At 35.2% G+C, this 23,036-nt stretch carries 20 protein-coding genes; 2 read left to right on the top strand and 18 right to left on the bottom strand.

Going from position 1 to position 23,036, the window contains the following annotated elements:
• Positions 1-10: 10 nt before the first annotated feature.
• The 15 genes from WCP78_RS06210 to WCP78_RS06140 all read right to left on the bottom strand — a co-directional run bounded on the left by WCP78_RS06210 (position 11) and on the right by WCP78_RS06140 (position 17,438).
• Positions 11-1,408 carry a BID domain-containing T4SS effector gene (locus WCP78_RS06210; RefSeq protein ID WP_336279643.1) on the bottom strand — a complete coding sequence of 466 codons (1,398 nt, stop codon included), beginning with the start codon at positions 1,406-1,408 and terminating at the stop codon, positions 11-13.
• Between the two features lie 306 nt (positions 1,409-1,714).
• A complete protein-coding gene (gene traG, locus WCP78_RS06205) occupies positions 1,715-3,637 on the bottom strand; it encodes a Ti-type conjugative transfer system protein TraG (RefSeq protein ID WP_336279642.1) in 1,923 nt (640 codons plus the stop codon).
• A gap of 145 nt (positions 3,638-3,782) precedes the next feature.
• Positions 3,783-5,408 carry a BID domain-containing T4SS effector gene (locus tag WCP78_RS06200; RefSeq protein ID WP_336279641.1) on the bottom strand — a complete coding sequence of 542 codons (1,626 nt, stop codon included), beginning with the start codon at positions 5,406-5,408 and terminating at the stop codon, positions 3,783-3,785.
• Positions 5,409-5,994: 586 nt separating this feature from the next.
• The gene (locus tag WCP78_RS06195) at positions 5,995-7,653 is read right to left on the bottom strand and encodes a BID domain-containing T4SS effector (protein WP_336279640.1); all 1,659 of its coding nucleotides are present in this window, start codon (positions 7,651-7,653) and stop codon (positions 5,995-5,997) included.
• A gap of 847 nt (positions 7,654-8,500) precedes the next feature.
• A complete protein-coding gene (locus tag WCP78_RS06190) occupies positions 8,501-8,707 on the bottom strand; it encodes an antitoxin VbhA family protein (protein WP_336279639.1) in 207 nt (68 codons plus the stop codon).
• Between the two features lie 50 nt (positions 8,708-8,757).
• A complete protein-coding gene (virB11, locus tag WCP78_RS06185) occupies positions 8,758-9,828 on the bottom strand; it encodes a P-type DNA transfer ATPase VirB11 (protein ID WP_336279638.1) in 1,071 nt (356 codons plus the stop codon).
• Positions 9,825-11,003: a type IV secretion system protein VirB10 gene (gene virB10 / locus WCP78_RS06180; RefSeq protein ID WP_336279637.1), complete on the bottom strand. Its 1,179-nt coding sequence runs from the start codon at positions 11,001-11,003 to the stop codon at positions 9,825-9,827. Before virB10 ends, virB11 begins: the two co-directional genes overlap by 4 nt.
• On the bottom strand, positions 10,996-11,862 hold the full coding sequence (gene virB9 / locus WCP78_RS06175; RefSeq protein WP_336279636.1) for a P-type conjugative transfer protein VirB9: 867 nt from the start codon (positions 11,860-11,862) through the stop codon (positions 10,996-10,998). Before virB9 ends, virB10 begins: the two co-directional genes overlap by 8 nt.
• Positions 11,859-12,527 (bottom strand): VirB8 family type IV secretion system protein, encoded by a 669-nt coding sequence (locus tag WCP78_RS06170; protein ID WP_336279635.1) that lies wholly within the window; start codon positions 12,525-12,527, stop codon positions 11,859-11,861. The genes virB9 and WCP78_RS06170 overlap by 4 nt, the downstream gene beginning before the upstream one ends.
• Positions 12,524-12,844 carry a type IV secretion system protein VirB7 gene (locus tag WCP78_RS06165; protein WP_336279634.1) on the bottom strand — a complete coding sequence of 107 codons (321 nt, stop codon included), beginning with the start codon at positions 12,842-12,844 and terminating at the stop codon, positions 12,524-12,526. Before WCP78_RS06165 ends, WCP78_RS06170 begins: the two co-directional genes overlap by 4 nt.
• Positions 12,845-13,045: 201 nt before the next feature.
• Positions 13,046-14,002: a TrbL/VirB6 family protein gene (locus WCP78_RS06160; protein ID WP_336279633.1), complete on the bottom strand. Its 957-nt coding sequence runs from the start codon at positions 14,000-14,002 to the stop codon at positions 13,046-13,048.
• Positions 14,003-14,005: 3 nt separating this feature from the next.
• Positions 14,006-14,458 carry a type IV secretion system protein gene (locus WCP78_RS06155; protein WP_336279632.1) on the bottom strand — a complete coding sequence of 151 codons (453 nt, stop codon included), beginning with the start codon at positions 14,456-14,458 and terminating at the stop codon, positions 14,006-14,008.
• Positions 14,455-16,809 (bottom strand): VirB4 family type IV secretion/conjugal transfer ATPase, encoded by a 2,355-nt coding sequence (locus WCP78_RS06150; RefSeq protein ID WP_336279644.1) that lies wholly within the window; start codon positions 16,807-16,809, stop codon positions 14,455-14,457. Before WCP78_RS06150 ends, WCP78_RS06155 begins: the two co-directional genes overlap by 4 nt.
• Positions 16,810-16,814: 5 nt before the next feature.
• Positions 16,815-17,126 carry a VirB3 family type IV secretion system protein gene (locus WCP78_RS06145; protein WP_336279631.1) on the bottom strand — a complete coding sequence of 104 codons (312 nt, stop codon included), beginning with the start codon at positions 17,124-17,126 and terminating at the stop codon, positions 16,815-16,817.
• Positions 17,127-17,438: a TrbC/VirB2 family protein gene (locus WCP78_RS06140; protein WP_336279630.1), complete on the bottom strand. Its 312-nt coding sequence runs from the start codon at positions 17,436-17,438 to the stop codon at positions 17,127-17,129.
• 361 nt (positions 17,439-17,799) lie between these two features.
• Here WCP78_RS06140 and WCP78_RS06135 point away from each other — a divergent pair, with 361 nt between their 5' ends.
• Positions 17,800-18,534, top strand: coding sequence for a thermonuclease family protein (locus WCP78_RS06135; RefSeq protein WP_336279629.1), 735 nt, complete (start codon positions 17,800-17,802; stop codon positions 18,532-18,534).
• Between the two features lie 733 nt (positions 18,535-19,267).
• On the opposite strand, the gene WCP78_RS06130 is transcribed toward WCP78_RS06135, so the two are convergent.
• The 3 genes from WCP78_RS06130 to WCP78_RS06120 form a co-directional block, all read right to left on the bottom strand.
• Positions 19,268-19,843 carry a recombinase family protein gene (locus WCP78_RS06130; RefSeq protein WP_336279628.1) on the bottom strand — a complete coding sequence of 192 codons (576 nt, stop codon included), beginning with the start codon at positions 19,841-19,843 and terminating at the stop codon, positions 19,268-19,270.
• Positions 19,844-20,274: 431 nt separating this feature from the next.
• A complete protein-coding gene (locus WCP78_RS06125; RefSeq protein ID WP_336279627.1) occupies positions 20,275-20,637 on the bottom strand; it encodes a hypothetical protein in 363 nt (120 codons plus the stop codon).
• Positions 20,637-21,317: a ParA family protein gene (locus tag WCP78_RS06120; protein ID WP_336279626.1), complete on the bottom strand. Its 681-nt coding sequence runs from the start codon at positions 21,315-21,317 to the stop codon at positions 20,637-20,639. The genes WCP78_RS06125 and WCP78_RS06120 overlap by 1 nt, the downstream gene beginning before the upstream one ends.
• Before the next feature lie 1,003 nt (positions 21,318-22,320).
• Between WCP78_RS06120 and WCP78_RS06115 the strand changes: the two genes are divergently transcribed.
• The coding region (locus tag WCP78_RS06115; protein WP_336279625.1) for a helix-turn-helix domain-containing protein at positions 22,321-23,036 on the top strand (716 nt) is incomplete at its 3' end.

Below are 23,036 nucleotides of genomic sequence, written 5' to 3'. Positions count from 1 at the left end.
CTTAATTCATTTATAAATTATTGAATTCTTTTAATAAAACATTGGAATAATCTAAAAAATTTTTTCGTATTTGTTTTTTGGATTCTATCGTTTGTTTGTGGCGTTGTTGTTCTATGTAATGATAATCAATAATTTTTCTCTGAATGTTTTGTACAGCATTGGCATAATTTTCAAGCGCATTGCTGAGTAATAAGATATTGTCTCTAGCATGTCTTCGCATAGAAGTTTTTATGCCACATAAATTATAACCTGCAAGCTTACTAACAGACTGAGGAGATTGTGCAATCTGTTCAGCAATTTGTTTTCCTAAGGGAGGGTTTTCATTTATCAATGTCATTTTTTCTCTTAATATATGCGCATTACCATAAACAATGTATAATAAACGTTCTACTTCTTCTTTGTTTGCTTGAATAAAGGGGTCTTGTGAAATCTTTTTTAAAATTTCACTTTTTGTCAAAGAAGCCGGTTCTGCTTTTGGTATGTAAGTTTCTTTTAAATCTTGAGTATCTACAAAAGCAAGTTTTTCATTGAAACTTAATGTCTTATCTTGTGTTGGTTTTGGTTGATGAACCTGATGAGCTAAGCTGGTTTTTCTCATCTCAATTTTAAAGCTATCTGAGTCAAGATCTCGATCGTTATCTGTATAGGGTATAGTTTCGTTTGTTGTTGAAAAAAGACAATAAGAAACATCGGAGATTTCTTTATTTTTCATGCGATTCATAGCTTCTTTTAGACCAGCAACTTTTTCTGGATTAGAAATATCTTCAAGCATCTGTTTTATATGAGTTAAGTCACCATCTCTCACCGCTATAATACTAGAAAATGCTATGCGTTCTTTTGTCACAAGAGAAAAGTTAAGTTTATGGCCAGCAGCTTTTGCAAGTCTTTCAAAAAACAGTCGTTGGGCACGTCCGTTTCCTTCTCTAAAGGGATGTATATAATTTAGAAAGGAAAACAGTTCTGTTGCTTCAGAAACAAAGTCTTCTCGCGATAAACCTTTTAAGTTATTTTTTTCAAGAAGCGTTTTGTCTAATTGTTTTAGGCTGTCTTGAATTTGATCACTGGTTGAAAAACCAAAGTCTGTACTTGTTTTTTTCATTGTAGGCATAAAAGCTGTTGTGCCATCTGCGAATGTAAAAGGAATATCACGTGTAATGCCAGCCCACTCAAAAATTTTATGAAATAAATTATAATGAATATATTTTAAATAGTTGGAATCAAACTGTTTTGGCAAAGGCTCTTTGCTCAACTTAATAGCGGCTTGTTCTGAATCCTGCGAACATCTTTCATCAAAAATTTTAAGATCCGTTATTCCATATTTATTTTTTAATGTATTGCTGTTTTGGTAGGTATAATGGCTTGAAGGATCAGTCTGGGGGGGTAAAAATATTTTTTTTGCTTTTTTCATAGAAAATTTCTCTATAATTTAGAATTTTACAAGGGTATTAAAGAACAATACATCTTATATTTTTTTCTGAAAGTTTGAGTATTTTGTGATAAAATGTTTTTTCTTAAAAGCGGCATGGAAGATTCACATGCTTTACAATATTTTTTATAGATTCTATCATATTAGAAACAGAAAATGATCAGTTGGGTTTATGATCTATTCTTTTAAAAATAGTTTTACAGCCCACTATATCTTATTTATGAAAATGAAAACCTTCATCCATACATTCATAATTTTGGTATCAAATGACCTATAAGGGGTATTTTTTCAGGTTTTATCATTTGTTTTTGGAGCAAAACGGTTTTGCCCAACAGATAATAACATTTCTTTTCTTCTGAAATAAATAGCTCGTCCGCATCGCAACGGTCGCTGACCTTGCATAAGGATAATCTGCTCATCTTGGCGCATATCTTGAATAATCTCGTGAGGTAAAATCAGTGCTCTTTGTTGATAATTGATATTTTGAGAACCTCTTGCAAAAGACAATCCCCTTGCTTTATTAAGACCTGTCACTTCAACGGTCATTTGACCACATCGTTCTGAAATTTCTTTAGCTGTGTTTAGATCTTTAATAGCGGCATAGCTGACAAATGAACAGCTTTCAAACCATGATCGCGCTCCAGATTCTCCAAAATGATTAACCAACTGACCAGAAGACTGATAAAATAACATTAAGGATATACCGTATTTACGTCCACGATCGCGTGCTTCTTCTAAAATATTCATATAACCAAGTAGATCTACCTCATCTAAGACAAACAAGACACGTTTTTTATAGTTTCCATCAGCCATAACCATTGCATTTAAAAACGCTCCAATAATGACACGCCCAATTCCTGGATAACTGTTTAAAATGCTTGCAGGCAGGTTGAGAAAAACATCTATATTGCCTTTTGCGATATCAGAAGATGTAAAATCATTTCCGCACACAAGATCAGCATAATTAGATAAAGAAAGCCACTGGGTATCTTTGGCTGCAGTTGTATAAACTCCTGAAAAAGTTTGTTCTGCCATCTCTGTAAAAATACCAACCATTTCCCGAACAAAAGGTGAAGGTGATGTTTCTGAAATAGTGCGTAATTGATCAACAACAGCTGTTTCTGATTGAGAAAGGATTTTGCGCAATGTTTTTAAATTACGTTCATTGTCCTTATATTCATCAGAAAATATGACATGTGCAAGAAGGGCAGTTAAAAGATTATGTGCCTGTGTCGAGAAATATTCTGATGAAGAATGATCTAATTTTTTATCTGTAAGAAGCAGTTTTGAAAAACTGACAATATTTGCTTCACGTTGTGCACGTGGAACTTTATCGTCTAAAAGCCAATCGAGCACATTAAATTTTTTTGTTAATAATGAATTTGGATCGAGAACAATAACATTTCTGTTATCCATTGCTTTACGTGCAAACTTGACCATTGGAGCCACTTCTGTTGAAGGGTCAAGGCAAATAATGGATCCTGGATATGTCAAACATGTTGGTATCACTGTACTGGTTGTTTTATATCCACCAGAACCAGCAAAAAACATCATATGGGTCGAACCAAAATCAAGATTAAAAGTTAGCAAAGGTGTAGTTCCGCCCTTTCCCCATGTTATCTTATTACTTGGTGAAAACGGAATATTATGCACATTATCTTGATCAACGCGGTATCTTTCACCAACAACAATTTGACCATTTGCTGGAAAAATTTTTGCAGCATCACTTAAACTCATCCATGATGCATTACCAAAAATTCCTTTTTTTGAACGTTTCACGTTACTTTTGCGTGGAGAGATTGCTATTATTTGTGTGACTAAAAGAGCAATACCAGCGATTACACCAAACACAACCATACGATCCATGAACTTTAGTGCATAGCTCCAAGTTATCCCATTTTGGTTGACATAGGGGCTTAACCGTTTAATTTCATAGCCAACATAATAAAGTGCGACAAGACTAAAAAATAGAGCTGAAACAATTGTTATTGCTTTGCGTAGATAGAGTTTTTGCAATGTGGTATAAATAAATGATACCAAAACCATCATTACTAATGTTACCAATGGCTCTGAGCGAAGATACCAATAAGCATGGCGTCTATTTGTTTCATCTATCAAAAACAATAGTAAATGAGGAACAAAAAATATTATTAAAGAGCCAAGAGCAATTGGCGCTAAAATAATCACCAACTGCAGTTTTGTATATTTCATTCTATTTTTGCTTTCCGTTTATCGGTGTGTGTTTCAATGAACCTTCTAAATTAGTAAAATGGCATCAATAATAATTATTCATGGGTAAAAGAGTGGGAAACCCATACCCATGAACGCTAAAATGAAGATGCAAAATTTTGCATTTTTACCCGTTGATGGCTATATTAGGCAAGGACTGTGTTCTATGGCGATGGATTATGTGGTGAAATTGGTTTTCATTAATCGTTTCTTGGGCTTTTCCCACAATGTTTGCAATTTCTTGGGCTTTATTAAAAGATACGCCTAGGCTATAGGCGAGTTGGCCATAATTTTTATCCTCAATAGCTCTCTGCTCATCTCTTGAGAGGCGCTGATTGATTTTTTTCATATAATCAAAAAGCTCTTTTTTCAGACTATCAGATTCTCTTAATGTCTCTGTGCGCGTTTCTGAAGAAACAAAAAGCAGCTTTTCTAATACTTTATTTGGTCTTTCTATCGCTTGTCCACGGCGAACTTGTTCTGCATAATGACCTTCAACAATTTCTGTCTCAACATTTTGTACAGCATCGGTATATTGTTCCATTGCAGAAATAACGGATGGCAAAAGCCCTTCAGCATGTTTACGTGCAGGACTTTTAAGACCAAAGACAGAAAAACCTGCAAGCCGGGTAACCCTTTCAGGATCAGATCTTAATCGTTCTGCAAGGTCATAACCAGCAGAAGGAATTTTCTTAACAAGATCCATATAATCATTCAATATTTTGTAGTTGGTAAAAGTCTTCTTTGCAAGTTCTACGACTTCTTGCCGAGTTCTTTGCACACGAGGATCTTCTGAAATCATTTTCACAAGATCATCTTTCACCAAAGGAGCTAAGTTTTCTGCTGGAATAAGAGTTTTTTCAAGATCTTTAGCTTTTGGAACTGTAAAGGTAAATTTTTCTCCAATCTTTAATGTTTTCCGTTGTTCCGGTGAAAGCGCCTCTGCTAATCCAACAATATAGGTATCGCCATTTTGAATCGCAAAACTATCCACTCCGTGACCTTGATAGGTCCCTGAATAAGTAACGCCCTCATCCGCAGCTAAAACAAGATCATTATTAACACCATTACCTTTCATAGCGATCATTTTATTGAGAAACTCACTTAGAGCCTCCATTTTTTGAGGATGAGAGATATCATCTAACATTTTTCTCATAGGCTTGAGATCGTCAAATTTTGCTGCTAAATTGCAGGCAATTTCCATGCGCACTTGTGTTACAAGTGAAAAATCAATATCATAGCCTGCAGATTCGGCGAGCTTTGTTAAAAACAGCCGTTGTGTGTGTCCATTTCCTGATCTGAAGGGGTGCAATTTGTTGATGTGATTGAAAATATTTGCTGCTTCAACAATAAAATCTTCTCGCGATAAACCTTTTAAGTTATTTTTTTCAGCAAGCATTTGATTTAACTGCTGTAAGCCGCTTTGGATTCTGGGGCCTCTGGCAAAATGAACTCCCGATTCTGTTGGTGGCAGTATTGGCATAGAAGCAATGGTGCCATCTTGAAATGTAATAGGAACATTTCGAGTTCTTCCCGCCCAATCATAAATATTTTTATACAAATGGTAATTAATATATTGTAGATATTCTGAGTCAAACTGTTGTGGAGTAGGTTCTTCTAAGATCGTAAGCATTGCCCTTGATGTTTCGTTACGAATTTTCTCGTTTAAAGCCTGCTGATCTTGTATATCGTATTTATTTTTCAGCACCCCATTTGGGTAAACATAATTTTCTGCTCTAGCTGTCTGTGCCATGGGTATTTCCTTACTAAGATACAGTTGTTCATAAGAGTGTTAAATTGTCTTATGAATAATTACCCCTCGCATATCCTCCTGAGATTTTGAGAGTTGTTAATCAATATTAATCCTCCTAGATCGTATAAATACGAACACAACATCTTGGGAATGGATGTTTCGGATTTGTATATTTAAAAGCGCAAAACAAACCCCCAACCGGATTAGGTTTTTTATGAACTCTTCTTTTTTAAATAAGCTTCTTTAGGCGTTTGTTTAATGATTACTTATTCTTTTATAAAGACAGTATCTCATAGTTTTGTTACCTTTATAGAACTGACTCACTAGCTCACGAATGAGCATTTAAAATGTAAGTTAAGTAAATTACGGTAGTTTTATAAGCTCCATTACTTACTTACCTCATTTTATACATATTATATAGGGCACTAAAATTGATAAACCATATGTTCTAAAGCATAAATGAATTTTATAAACTATTTTTTTAAAATATAAATATAATTAGAAATACCCTTTTCATGGATAAAGTAATTTATAATACTTCATATCCATGAACTTTAAATAAAGATGCCAGTAAAATTTATATTTTTTAGCTTGCAAGAGCCATTGCTTTTGGCGCTTTTTGCTGATGAGGTTTCTTCATAACTTTGGCATATAAAGGGCTGCAGTCTAAATTGCGCTGTGCTTTTAGAGCACTATCAAAACATAGGGCAATTTTTTCTGCTTTTTTTATGGATGTCCCAAGACTTTTCGCAAGTTTTTTGAAATCCTTTTCATTGATCGCCTTGTTGTCTTCTGGGGAGAAACGCTTTTTCATTTGAACTGTTAAAATCTGGAGTTCTCTTTGTAATCTGGAGGAAGACTCTAAAGTTTCCAATTGCATTCTTGCTGACATTTCAAGGGAATTTAGCAATGTTTGACTTGGCATTAAGATCTCTTGTCCACAGCGTATTTGTTCTTGTTTGTGTGTTGTCAAGATTTCATTACGCGCATGTTTGACAGCATCTATATATGCTTCAATAGCATGACCAAGGTGTTGAACATGTTCTTCAGCACGCGTGCGCTCTGTATTTTTTAAAAAACAGAATTTTCTACCCTGAAGCTTACCAACAGACTGAGGAGATTGCATAATTTGATGCGCAAGCTGCTCAGTCGATCTTGGGTTTTCATTAATCATGTCCATTCTTTGGTTCAGTATTTGCGCGTTGCCATAAACAATCCCTGAGAAATTCTCAACGTTTCTTTTAGCGTTTTGAACATGAACATTGTTTACAACTTGTTCGCAAATTTCACTTTTCGTTAAAGGTCTTAACTCTTCTTTGGGGATAAGAACTGAGCTGATATCTTGTTCTCTGGGAGTCGTAAAATGAATTTCATCCCCGATTTTAAAAGTCTTAAGCTGTTCTGGCGTCAGGTGATCTAGTGAACAGACAACATAAGTACCATCCACATTTATGACAAAACCATTGGGTGAAACATGTTCATAAACGCCTGTATAAGAAGCACCTTCTTCTGCGACGACAACGAGACTTTTTTTAAGCACTTTTTTTCCAGCTTCTGTCTTGAAGTCTATGAATTCTTTTAAAATAGTTGTTTTGTCTGGATTAGAAATATCCTCAAACATCCATTGCAAGTATCTTGGATCACCATATTGCCTTGCTATATTACAAGCTGTATTCATACGCTCTTGTGTTACAAGAGAAAAGTCAAGACTATGGCCAACAGATTGTGCAAGCCTTTCAAAAAATAACCGTTGGGTTCGTCCGTTTCCCTCTCTAAAGGGATGTACTTGATTAAGATGACCAAACATTTGCGCTGCAGTATTGGCAAAATCTTCCCGTGATAAGTTTTGCAAATAATTCCAATCGGCAAGTGATTGATCAAGATCCCTTAAACCATTTTTGATTTCTGGACCATTTGCAAAAAGAAAATCCGATTCCTTTTTTTTTACTCTTGGCATGGCGGCCGTGGTGCCATCTGTGAATGTAAAGGGTATGTCGCGAGTTATCCCAGCCCATTCAAAAGTTCTATAAAATAAACTGTAATGAAGATGCATGAGATAGTCAGTGTCAAATTTATCTGGCAAAGGTTCTTGACGTATATCAGAGAGTGCTATTTCTGAATCTAGGGCACACCTTTGATTAAATGCTTTTTTATTGATTATACCATGTTTATTTTTCAATGTTGTTGTATTGGGATATAAATAATTATCTGAAGAAGTGGTTGGTGTTTTTTTTGCTCGTTTCATGGGTATAATCCTTCTTAAGAGTGTTAACTCCAATGAACAATATATCCCCTCCGCCTATTCTTATTGCACTTTTGGATCAAGTATGACCCCGACAGGTGCAGCATATGCGCTCCTGCCTATTGCTGATTATCTATCAGTATATCTGTATTTTATAGTCTAAGATGATGAAAAAACGTAAACTCATCTATTTCCCTATTATATAGGGCACTTAAGATAATAAACTACGCGTATAGAATAAGTTATTAATTTTTTTTACATTATGTTTCTTTTAAATTAAGAACAACAATAAAAAATATGTAAAGTTTTTTGTTTTTTATTGATGAATCTTGAATGTTTTTGCTTTCTTTTTTGTTTAAAGAATGCTTCTTTGACATACTATAGAAACCATTATGGTTTTATTTATCTGGCAATGTTGCAGCTTTCTAAAATCTATTTTAAATATATAAATTCTCTTGCATCTATCTTTTTGTGATGGTGTTGCTTATCATGGAGATCATCCAATGAATATGTTTACAATCATTATAAGAGAAACATGGATGACATCGTGGATATGCAAGAGTTTGTGAAAGAGTGTATTGGTTGCTGTTGGATGCTTTGTATTTGCTTTAAACTTAATGAAGACAAGCACTGGCTCCCCCCCCTTTAAAAATCATCGGACAGTTTAAAGCTTCTTGCTGTATTTGGGGGATAAAAAGGATATATTGAAATCCGTTTATTGGGTGATTTTATTATTTATCTGCGATATTTTATTTATATTTTTATTTTAAAAAGGTATAATTGGATGATTTAAATTTTCCAGTTATTTGAGTGTTACAAGTGGTTCTTATAGCTTTGTGATGCAATGGTTTTACAAGACAGCATGATCCATCAGAGTATTGAATTCTTCTAGTGAGCAATTCCCTTTCGCATATCCTTCTAAGATTTCAAGCGTCTTTGGTTGAAGTGTGATCCCATTAAGTGCGTAAGTTCTGATAAGAGCATCAACTGCTTTGCGGCGTTTTTGTAGTTTTTCTGGTGTGAGCGATAAAAGATTGTCTTGTTTATGATTGGTCACGTATTTTTCCTTTCCAGATAGTGAGGATATTCGTTTTAAAGAGCTCAATTTTAATGATTTTCAAAAATATTTTGTTGCTTGAAGGGATCATAATAAATTTCTGTAACCTTAAATTTTCTGTCAATTCGTTTGCATTGAACAATGATATCAATCATTGAAATCAACAAACAACGAATATCATTGCGTTCTAAAGCGCTTCCACCTTCACTTTCTTTAACTAAAAGGGTCATTTGCTCGAATGCTGCAAGAGCTGTTGATGCATGAACTGTTGTAATAGAACCAGGGTGTCCTGAATTAACATTGCGGATATAATAAAACGCTGTACCATCTCGAAGTTCTTGTAAAAGAATGCGATCAGGACGCATTCGTAAAGCTGCTTCAAGCAATTCTTTTGGGCCAACAGAGGCTAAACCATGACCATCTTTTGAGTATATCATAGAAACATGGTTTGGTTGTGGCACAATCAATTCTGGCGTATCTTCAATGGTGATAATCCGCTCATCAACCGGAATTTTAGCAATTAATGCTTTTGATAAAGTTGTCTTTCCAGATCCCGTTTTTCCTGAAATTAGAATATTTTTTTGCATTTTGACAGCTTGATTTAAAAAAGAGAGAAAATCCCTGTTACAATAAGCTGTTACTAAATCATATTCGGTAATTTTAAGTTCATCTAAGCGAGATTGGTACTCACTCAGTGGTGTAAATGATACCTGTTCACACACTGAAAAGAGGTCTTCATTTGATAAGTCTTCAAGTGAAAAATTTTGTGATGATGGCTTACGAATTGTCATACTGATTGTGTCTTTTTCTACAGCCGGAGGAATGACAATTTGAATACGTTCGTGTCCTGGTAAAGTAGCCGATAATATGGGATTTTTATCAGATATATTTTGTTTAGAATAAGACGCGACAACTTTAGCAATCCCCATGAGCTCATTAAATGATAAAGCTGGGGCATCTATGGTTTGCCATCCATTAACACCTTCAATCATCATTTGATAAGGACGATTGATGACAATTTCAAAAAGATTTTTATCTTTTAAAAAGTCACTGATTGGTTTCAGTTTTGTTAAAACAACAGCGACGGTTTCATCGCAGACATTTTGCAAATTTTCACTCATTTTAAAGTTACCGCGGAATTTTTATAAAAGTTTCCTGACATAGCGCGATTTAAAATATGCTTCTTGTTGTCGATTACTTTTAATTTATAGACATTGGAAAAATCTAAATCTCTGGCGACAAAAACATTGATCATTTCACCCTGATTTTTGATCAATGTAGGAGGGATATTGGTATAACTTTCAGCAATAACATTCGCGATATTTTGACCAGAAGAAATTGTGTCAGAATTTTTGGCCTCTTGGTTGCTTACAAAACGATCGTTAACATAGCGTGTCGCATCTCTTACAATGGATACAAGAAGCGCAGATCCAATTCGTTCCAACCAATGATTATCAACATATCCATTGACACCAGAACGTCCTAAAAAATCTGTGGCTGGTGATGCTAATGTTATAATAACGCCATTGGGTGTTTTTGCTCTATTCCATAAAATAAAAAGACGATTTTGACCTTTTTTTAATCCAGAACGGTATTCTCCAACGATTTGTGTCCCTTTATCAAGCAAGACAACACGGCCGTTATCGGATAAAATATCTCTGGCAACGATACAACTCACAAATCCAAGTTGGTCACTGTTGATCGCTGTTTCTAATATACATGGAATCGAGGCTCCCATCGCGATGATATAGTTTCGATTTCCAAGCGTTGAAGCATGAACACCTTGAGAATTTGTCGGCTTGAGAATATTATTAAAATGTTGAGTTTCTGTATCAATCTTATTGTCTATTTCGCTTAACGAAACATCATTATTTTTTACATGTTCTTGTTCTTTATTTTTACTGGAATAGGCCAAAACAGGAGAACGCTGAGCTGCTTCTAAGAGTGAATTATCAAATTTTTGATGATTTGTTTTTTTCGGTGTCGGCAACTCAATCTTAGGCAAAGGAACTTGTTTTGATTCATCAACGTCAGGGGATGCAGGAGAATGGTGTGTGGTAGGGTAAAACAATTCTGTTTGCTTAATGACCCCTTCTTTGGGAAGTTCAACGGATTTCTTTTTGTCCGTCGAAATCGTTAAAAATACTAAATAACCGCAAACACCCAAAAGAACAAGAACTGCAGCTGTTTTACTGACATTAGAACGTTCTCTTTTTATGTGACCGTCCTTTATGATATCGCGATCATCTAATATATTGCGATCATCAATATTACTTCCATCAACTTCGTTACTCATGATTGTTTCCTATATTCACTTTACGTTGTACAGATGGTGATGTCGTTCCAGTTTCAGGATTAATCCCTGCAGGCATGTACCTTCTATTGAAGATGCACAATACTTCATTCCCACGGCGTAAAGTAAATTGTGCGGCTATTGCATGAACAATAACCTGATTTCCTTTAACAGATTTTGGAACAAGAGATTCTTGTCCATCAAGTGATACAAGATAAATTGCTGGGATTTCGGTATTTCCCAAAAATGTAAATGTTGTTGTTTTTCCGTTGTCATAAACAGAGATTGGTTCGATTACGGCTGAACCTTGAGCCTCATAAGCCCAATTGCGAGGGCCAAAATCTTCATGGATATTTAAAACATCATTGACAAAATTTTCTTCGCGCTGTTCAGCTTTTGCTGCTTCAGCTTGTCTCTTACGCAAAGCTTCATCTTCTGGGTAACGAAACTTTACAAGAAAATACGTTTCATTTCCAGCTGAAACATCACCTTCACGCACTTCTAATTCAAATTGATAAGATCTTTTTTTTCCATCTTGGCGACTTGTGATAATTTGCAAATTGGTTATAGGCTGAATTTCGCGCGGCTTTAAAAAAACGTAATGGCCAGCTGGCGCAACCTGCCAAGCAACAGAATTACCAATTCCAACATGGGTGACTTCTTCATCATCGGCAAACTCAATTTGAACCGAAGAACGAATAGATCCAATGACTTTTGTAACATTATATGGGTCATAATTGACAAATCTTATACGATTATCTTTGCGTGCACTGGTAGGTAATGTTTCCGCAAATAACAGATCTATGCGATAGCTTGTAACGACAATGAAGGATAAAAGGATTATTCTTAAAAATCTGATCATTTTACGACCTCTGGATCAGACCTATATTCTGACACCTGGAAACCAAGTGGATTGATTAATCGGTCATCTGCTGAAATCCGTGCATTAACGTAGAAAAAATCTAAAATTGCCACTTCATGAAAAATATTTTCTTTGCCACTAAAATCTCTTATTGTTTTATAATAACGAACTTGGATAAGATTTTTGCTTAAAAAAGAGATTGATTTTATTGTGACTGCGACAGTCATATTTTGATAAACGTTTTGTGGGCTTTCTGGATTATTACCAGAATACCATTTCGCAAAACGGTTTTGCTCTTCTGGTGCAGAGAGAAGAGAGACAATGCGAAAATTGTTTTTTGCTTCTGATAATTGAAAACTTTCGCGCGCACGAACATATTGGCTTGCAAAATAGCGTGTTATGGCTTCATCATAGTTTTGAGGAGTATCTTTTAGTGCACTCACAACATCTACAATTCCTGTTGAATTATCAACGCGAATAACAAATGGTTCTACAGTTTTTAATGGCACTAATGCTGACACAGCTAAGGCTAAAGCAATCGTCATTAATCCAAAAAGAACTGTTAAAATCATGGAAATTTTCATCCGAATCCGCATACCATACATGCGATCAATATCGAATGATCGAGCTTCTTTTATATATTCATCAAATCCATTATTCTTCACGTGCGACTCCCACAATTGTTGTAAGAGAGCATTTCATGATCGATGGAGTTTAGTGAAGCGACGTTAAATGTTCCATTTCCTTGCTGTTCTTCGCCTATCAGCATGCTAATAATGACCGGTGTGACAGCTGGCTTGATGATAATTTCTTGTAAATTGCTGTTTGTATTCGCCCAATCCCACTTATCTTTATTTAAAGCACGGGTATATTTACCGTTACATTTTGGTAGCTTTTTTGAGCTATCATTCGAACCATTAAGAAAAGCACAGCCAGAAAGGGATAGCGCAAGAGTCAAAATAATAGTTATTTTAAATTTCATTTTTTAACTCACAATTTTTTTAAAAAAAAACAACGCATTGGTGTTTTTGTCCTGAATAATTTTACATAAGTTTGTGATGAAACATTTCTATTAAATAGAACCAGATAAAATGTTTCACACATCGCATGCATGATAAGCGCCCTTAGAAATTTGCTTTGCAAAAGACATAAAATATGGTCATTTCTGAATGAGTGTTGTGCATTAAAATCGACCACGACTTTTCGTTCCAGTTTTTGCTGCTTTTAATGCAGCGTCAGAAAGTCTTGAGGTTACATTTCTTGTAGCGTTTCCTCCAGCTCTAAGACCCCCTGTCATCATTGCAAAAATCTGTTCTCCTGAAGAGGTGGCAGCGTGGAAATATGGCCCACCGTTGGCAAGTGCAGAGGCAATTCCTGGAAGTGTGCGGAAAATGATGCTCCCTACGATAGAAGTCACAACCACAGGTGGAAAAAGGTAATAAATTGAATCATATGTGCCATTGAGAACATATAGAATAATTTTGCACATAATCGTTCCAAGCATCATCACCAAAACTTGTAAAATTGTAAAATTAGCTAGGGTTGTAATCCATGCATCGGTGAACTTTCGAGTTGCATTGAACAAAAATAAGCTGATGAAAAGCGGACCAAGGCCTATAATCATGACAAGCGCAACCTTTGCAAACATCTGAACAACAAAACCAGCAATGCAAAAAACAATAACTGCTAAAATCATTATAGAGCCAAGAAGTCCAACAATGATTTTTTCGAGGAACCAAGCATTTGCTAAAACCTCTTGATAGCGAGTACTCGATTTTAACAAAACATAATCAAAAACATTCGAGTCAGCAGGATTGCTGTTGAGAGCATTACCGATAGCTTGAGCTAAATCTCCAAAGAAAATATTTTTAACATAAATATTAAATGTATCGGCATTTGTGGCCATGGTTGTCACGACAACAATTTTAACGACATTGTTCATAAGACTATGCATTGAAAGAGCTGTGCGGCCAGTCATGACATTATATCCATACAGGAATATAAAAATGATTGCTGCAAGATTAAGCGGTGCTGCAATAGCAGACGATAAACCGTTAACCGTTGAATCAACAACGCTGTCTAATGGAGCTAAAATATATTCAGAAATACTTTCAAATGGAGAAAAACCAAAATCTGTCATAGATTAATCAATTTTTCCTTTAGATTGCTCAAGCTTTTCTTTGAACTTTTTTTCAATTTCTTTATGCATTTTTTGTTGCTCCTTTTCACGTATTTCTTCTTTCGTTTGAATGTGTTTGGCGTGAAGCATGGATAAGGACTGAAGTCTTACAATATCTGCTTGGAGCTTTGCTTGAAGCAGAGATAATGACACTTGAATAGCTGAAATTTCTTCTGGTTTTTTCGCAGAATTAAGCTTATTTTCTATTTCTTTAATTTTTTTTGCGTTTTCAATGGTCGTTTCATAAATTGTTTCAGCTGCTTCTGATTTTATATCTTCTAATTCTTTTGTGCCTTCTAATGCTCTTTTATAATATTCATCAACATCTAAGCTCTCACCTGGTGATGTTGCATCTTGTGATGTTGCATGAGAGACAAAAAACAGAGCCATCAGAATAGCTAAATAATATTTTCTCATTGGGTTTCTCTCCTTTTATAAAATATTGGTAACCACGTATCAGGATTTTTCCCATATTCATTGATAATTTGGTGGACGAGCTCGATATTTTTAGTTGTGCCGCTTAAAACGGAAATTTCATCGTTCATTCCGCGTAAATTGAGTTCTGCAACAACAGAACTTTGTCCTTGTTTGATAAGAAAACGACGAGACTCTCTGCTTAATTCTGACTGAATTAATTCAAATTCACGCTCAGTGAGTTTAAAATTTTCAACATAATCGCTGTAATTTGCTTTTTGATTGGGAAAAAATATTTGCGTAGGACATTGTTCAATAATTGTATGTGCAATTGTTGAATTCAAAGCATCTTTGGGGCTTTGGGTGGCAAAAAGCATCATGCCATTTTGTTTACGGATTGTCTTTAAACGATCTTGCGTAAAAGATTTAAATGAATCATCCTCAAGTGCTTTCCAAAATTCATCAATGATGATCACAATGCGACGACCATCTATAAGATCAAGAATGCGATTAAACAAATACATCATTAAAGGACGCCGAATTTCTTCATTGTCTAAGAAATCGGTTATGTCATACCCTATGAATTGTGAATTTAAACTGAGATCATCTTGCTCATTATCAAAAACCCAGCCTAAAGCATTGCCTTTGATCCAACGTTGTAGATGGATGGCAATTCCTTCTTGTGAGGTGTTGTCAAAAAAGAGTTGAAGAGCGCCAAGAGAACGCTGTGCACGGGGCAGACTTTCTAAAAAGTCGATCGCTCTAGCTATGTCTTGCTTTTCTTGTTCTGTTACTATGTGTTCGTCAGATGTGACGAGCTTTAAGACCCAGTTTCTAAGAAAAACTTTGTTTTTTTCCGTATATTCCATACCCTTTAATGGAGCAATTCCGGTCGGTTGGCCGTTTTTCAAAGATTTATATTCTCCACCCCCAGCTCGCACGAAAATCTCTGCACCTTGGTCTTTGTCGAAAAAGACCATAGTTGGATTATGTTTTTGTAATTGAGCCAGAAGAAAGTTGACAATCACCGTTTTCCCCGATCCTGATGGACCGCAAATAAAGGTGTTCCCAAGATCACCATAATGAAAATTAAAGTAATAAGGTGAACCCGCCTGGGTTGTAAGCAACGCAACAGCAGATCCCCAAATATTGCCTTCAAATTTACCAGTCGGAAATGAATGAAATGGTGATAAAGCTGCAAAATTTCTGCTTGTAATGGCTCCAGAGCGGGCACGATAGCTAAAATTTCCAGGAAGTTGAGCCCACCATGCAGCTTCTAAGCCTAGATCTTCTCTGGCGATAACTGCTCCACCATTGGTTAAACAGGAGCGTGCTTTTGATAGGTATTCTGTTAATGTTTTTGGACGATCGGAAAAAACTGCTAAAGAAAGGTGATGTTCTCCTAAAACAAAACGATTTGACTCTAAATCATCAAGCGCATCGTCAAGTTCATCAATTTGTGAGCTCGCACGATCTGCTGAGCTGATCATTTGATTTTGTTTACGACCCATAATGGCACTTGCGGCCGCTTTACTTTTAAAGACAAAAGATTGTGTTAAGATAAATTCGAATGGGAGTGTCAACAAACCATCTGTCATACCAGGGCGTGTTTTAGAGGGATATTCTTTCCATCCAAATATGCCAACAAAGCGTTCATTGCTTTCATGGCGAATTTCGATAATTTCTTTGCCAAAAATAACTCTGTCTGAATAAATTGTTGATGCAATAGTGCCATGGGTAAGAGGAACGCGCTCACACCTTCCTCCAACCAATTGGTGTAAAAACTCACTTTGCTCAGCAAATAAGATCCCATCATGTTCATAAATTGATAAAAGACGCGCTTGATAGCTCTCTAAACCATTTATTAGATCTTGGCTTAATGCTTCTAATTTATCAATCGCTTCGGCATCTGGCTCAGATTGGGTTTTTTTCGCTTTTGTTAATCGCTGAAAAAATGAACTGAGTTGCTCTGCCTTATCTGCCGATGGATTCCAGATCAGAGAAATGAAAAGATCATTTCTGTACATATCTTGCGAAACCATCTTCTTTTTATACTTTTCATCTAATGTTTCTGCAAAAGCTGAAGAAAATTTACTCTCTGGATAAAGTGTTTCGCGTCGACGAATAATATGTGAATACAAAGCAACGCGTTCGTCGGCAATGTTTTTCAATAAAATGTTTAATTGGTCATGTAAGGAATTTAATTGATCGGTATCTGCAGTGTCAAAATTTACACCTTCCACGGCAATAACGCTCATTAAGCAACGTGAATTCAGTGCTATGATGTGTTTATTGACGTAGCGTATGTAGGGAATATAGTCTTCAGGTAAAGATTCCCGTTTTTTAATTGACATCTGTTTCAATAATTTAGTTCCTTATAAGTACGGATAAGCCGTAACGGAGATGTCGATCCCCCTCCCCATCTGCTGATATTTTTTTGTTTTCCGCGCGTGTTGAGCCACGCAAGTAATACGCGAAATTGGTTGTGATCATGTTTTGTAATTTCACGCAAAATGAAGTGTACTCCAACGCCAAGACCAATCATGGTAAAACCACTGGTCAAGATAAAGAGAATGGATGTTGCCATGATATTGAGTGCCATTGCTTCCATTGTGACACCAGCAAACATTGCTGGTCTTGTGCATGCAAGAAAAAGGGTATCTTCATTCATTTATGATGATCCCATTAATTTTCCAACGAGGTTTGGGGCACCAAAAACAATACCAATACCAAGGATACAATACGCTGTTTTACGTAAGTCGATAAATCCATACATCCAGCCAATTCCAACAGCAGCAACACAGATAATAGCCATGAGTTTTGCTGTGGTTCCTGTCAGCATATCAACAATATTTTCTAAAACATTATCAACATTCCCCAGACTCCCAGCCGTAGCCGCGTAAGCAGGATTTGACGCAATGAGTGCTGTTAAAAGGAGTGTAATAACGATAAAACCGATATTCTTCGATGTATTGTCTGTCATTTTTCCTCTCTTTAAAAAGAATATATGTTGGTAGCTTTTTGACTCAAAAAAATAAAACTCCTGCTGTTTCAAATATCTAGTCTCATAACTCTCTAAAGACTGTCTTATTGTATAAACAACCTTTGGCACTGGACTTTCTTTTTTCAAAATCATTTACCAACTAGATAAAAACTTTTAATGTATCATATTAGTTGTATCATATTATAAAACTACCATAAAGTGTGTTTTTTTGCCAAAATGACAATATTAAAAGTATAAAAATTGTTTTTAGCTTTATGGAGTGTTGTTAATTTGCAACAAATTTTCTTAATCCCTTTGAAAGGATAAGGATGCTGTTAAAAATTTGAATGGATGAAAAATAATGAATTTTTTTATCGAATCTATAAAACGTGTACGATTTAAGCTGGTTGTTATTTTTTATATTATTGGTTCTGTATTATGGGGAATAAGCCAATATAAAGGGAAAATTGATTTAAGCGCTTTAAAGCTGTTTAATATACAAGAAATTCTTGATATGAATTTAGAGAAAGAAAAACTATTTAAAATCATCGAAAAACAGCAATGGGCAAAAGATCAATCTTCTTTAGATGTGCAGAATAATTCTTTATTTAACAATGCAGTTGTTTTTAACGGAATGGCATCTGTGACCAGTGGTGTAACGTTTAAATTGATAACTCCTGTTGCAGAACCTTGGCGTACGCATATTGTTCGTCATATTCACTTATATGGTGTGGATACATGTGCACCGCGTCAAAAAGCAAAATTAAATGATCAAGAATGGCCGTGTGGGGCGGTTACAACAGCTTGGTTGGTCACCAAAATACTTGGTAAGAAGTTATCGTGTAAGCAAGCTATTGTCAAAAATGGTATTAATTATGCACAATGTTTTGTTCAGGGTGTTGATTTAGCTGAAGCAGGTCTTGCTGAAGGCATGTTGGTGGTATCAAAAGATAGTGAAAACCCTATCCCAATACAGTATCTGAGTGCTGAAGAAACAGCGCGTAAAAATAAGGTTGGTCTTTGGTCGAGTGACTTTACTCAACCTTTAAAGTGGCGACGTGATAATGGATCTTATAATCCATTTGAAAATTTGTGATAAACCTTACTCATAAATTAAGTATATTTTTACATGGATTTGAAAAATAAAAACACATCATAGAGCCTTCATATTGTATTCTTAATCTGGTTGTTGATGCTATATGTTTCCTTGATGGATTATCATTGATGAGGAAGCACACACAAGATTTGTGTAAAGAAAACAAAGTAAAATCTGATTATATCACTTAGTCTAAATCGAGGGTATAAAGAGAAAGAAACATGTCGAATGCTCATGGAATTCAATGAGCGTTTATTTTCAGAGTGTCAGTACAGGATTCTTCTTTCTTAATCGGGGTTTAAGTGTATGAATCTTTTTGTGCATCATATCATTCTGGGTTTCCAGTTACTGTCAACGACTGTTGATACGTGAGCATCTTCATGGGTTAGAAGGTTGTTCCATTTGTTATGGATGATATTTATCACATTATTTTTATTAAATTATTTTGGCGCTCGTGATCTTCATTTAAATTCTCGCACCCTTATGATGTTTAAGATTGATAAGTTTTGAGTTGAAAATTTTATCACAGTCAACTTACTTTTTATGCTACTTGGCTATATGAGATGCTTCTTATAAGACAAGCAATACAGATTTTTTATAAAACTCTCTCCGCGTGAAATTTTTTGCAGTCGGTATCTATTATATAGTTTTGGGATAATTTTTTCTTCAAAAACTTCCTGCATGAGTCTCCATATTGTTATTGAAAAAACTTAAAAATCAAAACACTGAAAAATTATTGGCATATATTCGTCTTATTGGCATATATTTTTCGTTTGAGCCGAAAATAAGTCGCACGGGAGATCCCTGTTTTTTCTTTAATCATTTTGGATGAAAGCCCTTGTTCCATCAATGATAGTGCTATTTTTGTTTTTGGATGAGGTTTGCGACCAAATTTTATCCCTGCAGCAATCGCTGCAGCGCGTCCATCATTGGTTCTTTCCAAAATACGTGCGCGTTCAGCTTCTGCTACGGCGGCTAAAATCTGTATAACCATTTTCCCCATTGTTCCTTCGGTGCTAAGACCATTTTCTAAGAAACGTAGTGCAATCCCCTTTTTATGACATCCATCAATAATGTGGATCATATCAGCAGTGTTACGGCCAAGACGATCCATCTTAGTACAGATAATAGTGTCATCTTTTTCTGCACGTCCAAGGAGACGCTGTAACCCCTCACGTTTATCTGTAGATCCTGTCATCATATCCGTAAAAATGCGATCTTCACGCACTCCAGCTTTTTTGAGTTCCAGAATTTGAAGAGTTAGCTTTTGTTGATTAGTGGATACTCTAGCATAACCTAATAGTGCCATTTTAGTCTCATAAATCGTTTTTAATATAAACTAAGGATCATAATATAAAAAAAAGACTTATGATACCAATTTTGTACCAGGTTTGATAAGTCTCAAAAATTATAATTTTTAATACATATTTTTTCAAAATCTAAAAGAATAAGATCTAATATTTATTTTTCAATATTATCTTTTGTTACGTAAAATATTGTTGTTGGCGTATATAAAAATCCTTACTTATGTAAGACATATGTCTTACATATATATGACATATAATATATGTACGTATATTATTAGTACAATAAGGGTGGTACGATTTGCATGATATTGTTGTGTCCATGATTATAGGTAAGGGGATAAAAAGAAAAGATTGGACTATATAAAATGAATAAAATATCTTCCTTTGAAGAGGCGTTCTCCTTTCTTACTTCCATAATTTATGAGCAAAAAGGCTATTGGGAATCGTTGTAATAATTGATTAAGAACTGCAAAACATCACCAAGGGTTAAAAGATTTTGCCCAGGGGGGGTTAATTTTTCGGCAAGCGCGCGAAATTCCTCATCAACATCTGGCCGAATTGAAAAAGTTATGCGGTTTGTTTTCATACTGCGGCGTTTAGATCGACCATCAATATGACCAGATTTTGTCAAAAGAGATAGTTTTGAGCTTTCAAAAGATGCGTGACGTGTGGTAAAACCGCTTTGTTGTGCAATTTTATCAATGTCATGCTTATCACGTTTAGGAGCTTTTGTTGTCGGTTCTAACGCAGATAGGTCGTTTAGGACTTGAAATGTTGATTTACGTTCTTTTTTCATTACATAATTCCTTCTATCTTTAATGCTTCGACTACATCAGCGGTGAATTGTTCAGCATTTACTATGGCCGATTCAGCATTTGATACATCTTCCTTGTTGAGATCATAAAGCGTGCAACCAAAGCCGAAGATAGAAGAAAAGGCGGCTTTGTTCATGATCCCATGTTCTAAAACCGGCAGTTTTGCTTCAACCAGTTCTTTGCGGATTTCTTTTTCTTCACGAGTTTGGATAACAGAGCACTTGGAAAACATAATGCGATAAGGAATGTTATTTCTTCTTGCTCTTCCTTCACGTGCTATAAAAGACACAACTTTTGCTGCTTCGCGGCTATCAAGTTTTGTCCCCGTCATAGGAATAATAACCATATCTGAGCGGCTAATAGCGTATGAGGCTGTTATATTGGCAGAACCTTCAAGGTCAACGATAACAAAGCCAAACATATTCGCCGCTTCATCTATAACATCTATAATAGTATTTTCATTAACGCCGCCCTGGACATCTATATTGGGTGGATAATGAGGACTAGCGTTTTGCCACCATTCTTCAGCAATGGGTTGATTGGGATCAGTATCTATTATTTTAACTTTTGATCCATGCTTTGCCAAAACCTGTGAAAGAACAAGTGCTGATGTTGATTTTCCAACGCCGCCTTTTGTTGAGCAAAATACGATTGTCGGCATATACCAAAATCCTTATTTATGTTTTAAATATGCTGTATTTATATATGACATATATTAAATTTATGTAAAACATATAGTTTACGTATATATATCATATTTATTAAATATGTTTTACATAAACTATATGCTAACTTAAATATTGTATTTTGTTCTGTAAGTGTTCAATAATTTTTGAGAAAATTAGAATGGATCATTTTGTATGCGGAAAATTGAACCTAATATTGATCACGTGATTGGTTTTTTCCAAAGAGGATGATCCTTCCTGTTTTGGGTGGATTTTTACGACTATGGTGAAGGGTGTTTTATCAGAGAGCTGCTTTTTGTCATTTTATAAGGTTTTGAATACCATCAGCTGGATCCTCTTAACTCATGTTGCTATTTTAGAGTCCTAAACGTCAATAAAAAAATATAGTAACTTTATTTCATATCAAAAATAAATTAACATAGTGACCGGTAATGGTTTTGTTTGATCAATCCAAATCCATTATCTCATTGACGGTTATATTGGCCAAACAAGATAAGCAAACCATCAGGAATGCAGAAGTTTGTTTTATGTTAAATTTTAACAGACCAAATACCGTAAATCATCGGATCAATAGGTTTAAAGACGTAATGTCACTCTTCACCAGTGTGTCGAGCGTCTATCATTTCATGGTAGATATAAAATTTGATAAATAGAATGGTAAGGATTTAAATTAGAATAGTCTATTGAAAAGGAAAACTTTTTCAATATAGTTAGGATCGTGAAAAATATAAAAATGAGTGATTCATTCAAAACAAAGAGGATATAATGGCAAAAAAATAAAACCCAACTGCTAAGACAGAAGGGTTTCTAAAAACACCTATTTAACGAATTAAATGGAACTGTATGAACCAATTAAAATCAAAATAAATAAACAACTCCTTCCATTTAATTTATTATGCGTCTTTCTGCAAGAGAAATTTTGCAGAGATGGGTTGTTTTTATCATTTTTTTGCCTCTAACAGAGAGGTTAAAATGTTTATGGTTAACAAAACGTCTGGCAGACGTATAGGTGCACATCATATTGAATATATAAAAATAGCAGATCATACCGATATCGGTCACATCAGTAGAGGACAGCTTATTTCTCTTATACGACAATTGCCTATAACCGGTCTTATTAAGGCAACAGAGGCTCAGCTGTTGCATGTGCTTCTTAATACTGTTCCTGCTTCATCTTTTGATAAAGGGGGTATTCCCATTGTATTTAAAAGCAATCGTCAGATTGGGATAGAGATTGGATGTAGTGCTGTTCATACAAGCAGATTGCTGTCCCGACTTTTTGATAAAGGGCTTGTTGTTATGCGTGATTCTGGTAATTTTAAACGGTTTCCTATCAACTCCGAGGGGAGTATAATCACTGCATGTGGTATTGATCTGAGTATTTTGATCGCTCGTTATCACGAACTTCAGCACAACATTGAGAGCGTTAAAGAAGAAATAAAACGTCAAAATGCCGCAGTTCGGAGATTTCGCGGTCTTTATCGTCAACTACAATCTCATTTTGTTGTTGCAGAATCTAAACCAATTGTATCAATGCTTTTGAGACGTGTGCAAAAAATTATGACTATAATTGGAGCTCCTGCTAACGCGTCATTTGTGCAACTTGAAAAGGCTATTAAAATATTTAATCTTATTTTAGATCGTTTATTTTCTAAAAAAATGTTATGCAGACATATCAAAAATGTTATGCATAT

This window comes from Bartonella occidentalis, from assembly GCF_037070875.1.
Classification (GTDB): Bacteria; Pseudomonadota; Alphaproteobacteria; order Rhizobiales; family Rhizobiaceae; genus Bartonella.
Note: the sequence above shows the minus strand (reverse complement) of the source record. Positions and strands in the feature narration are given on the sequence as shown.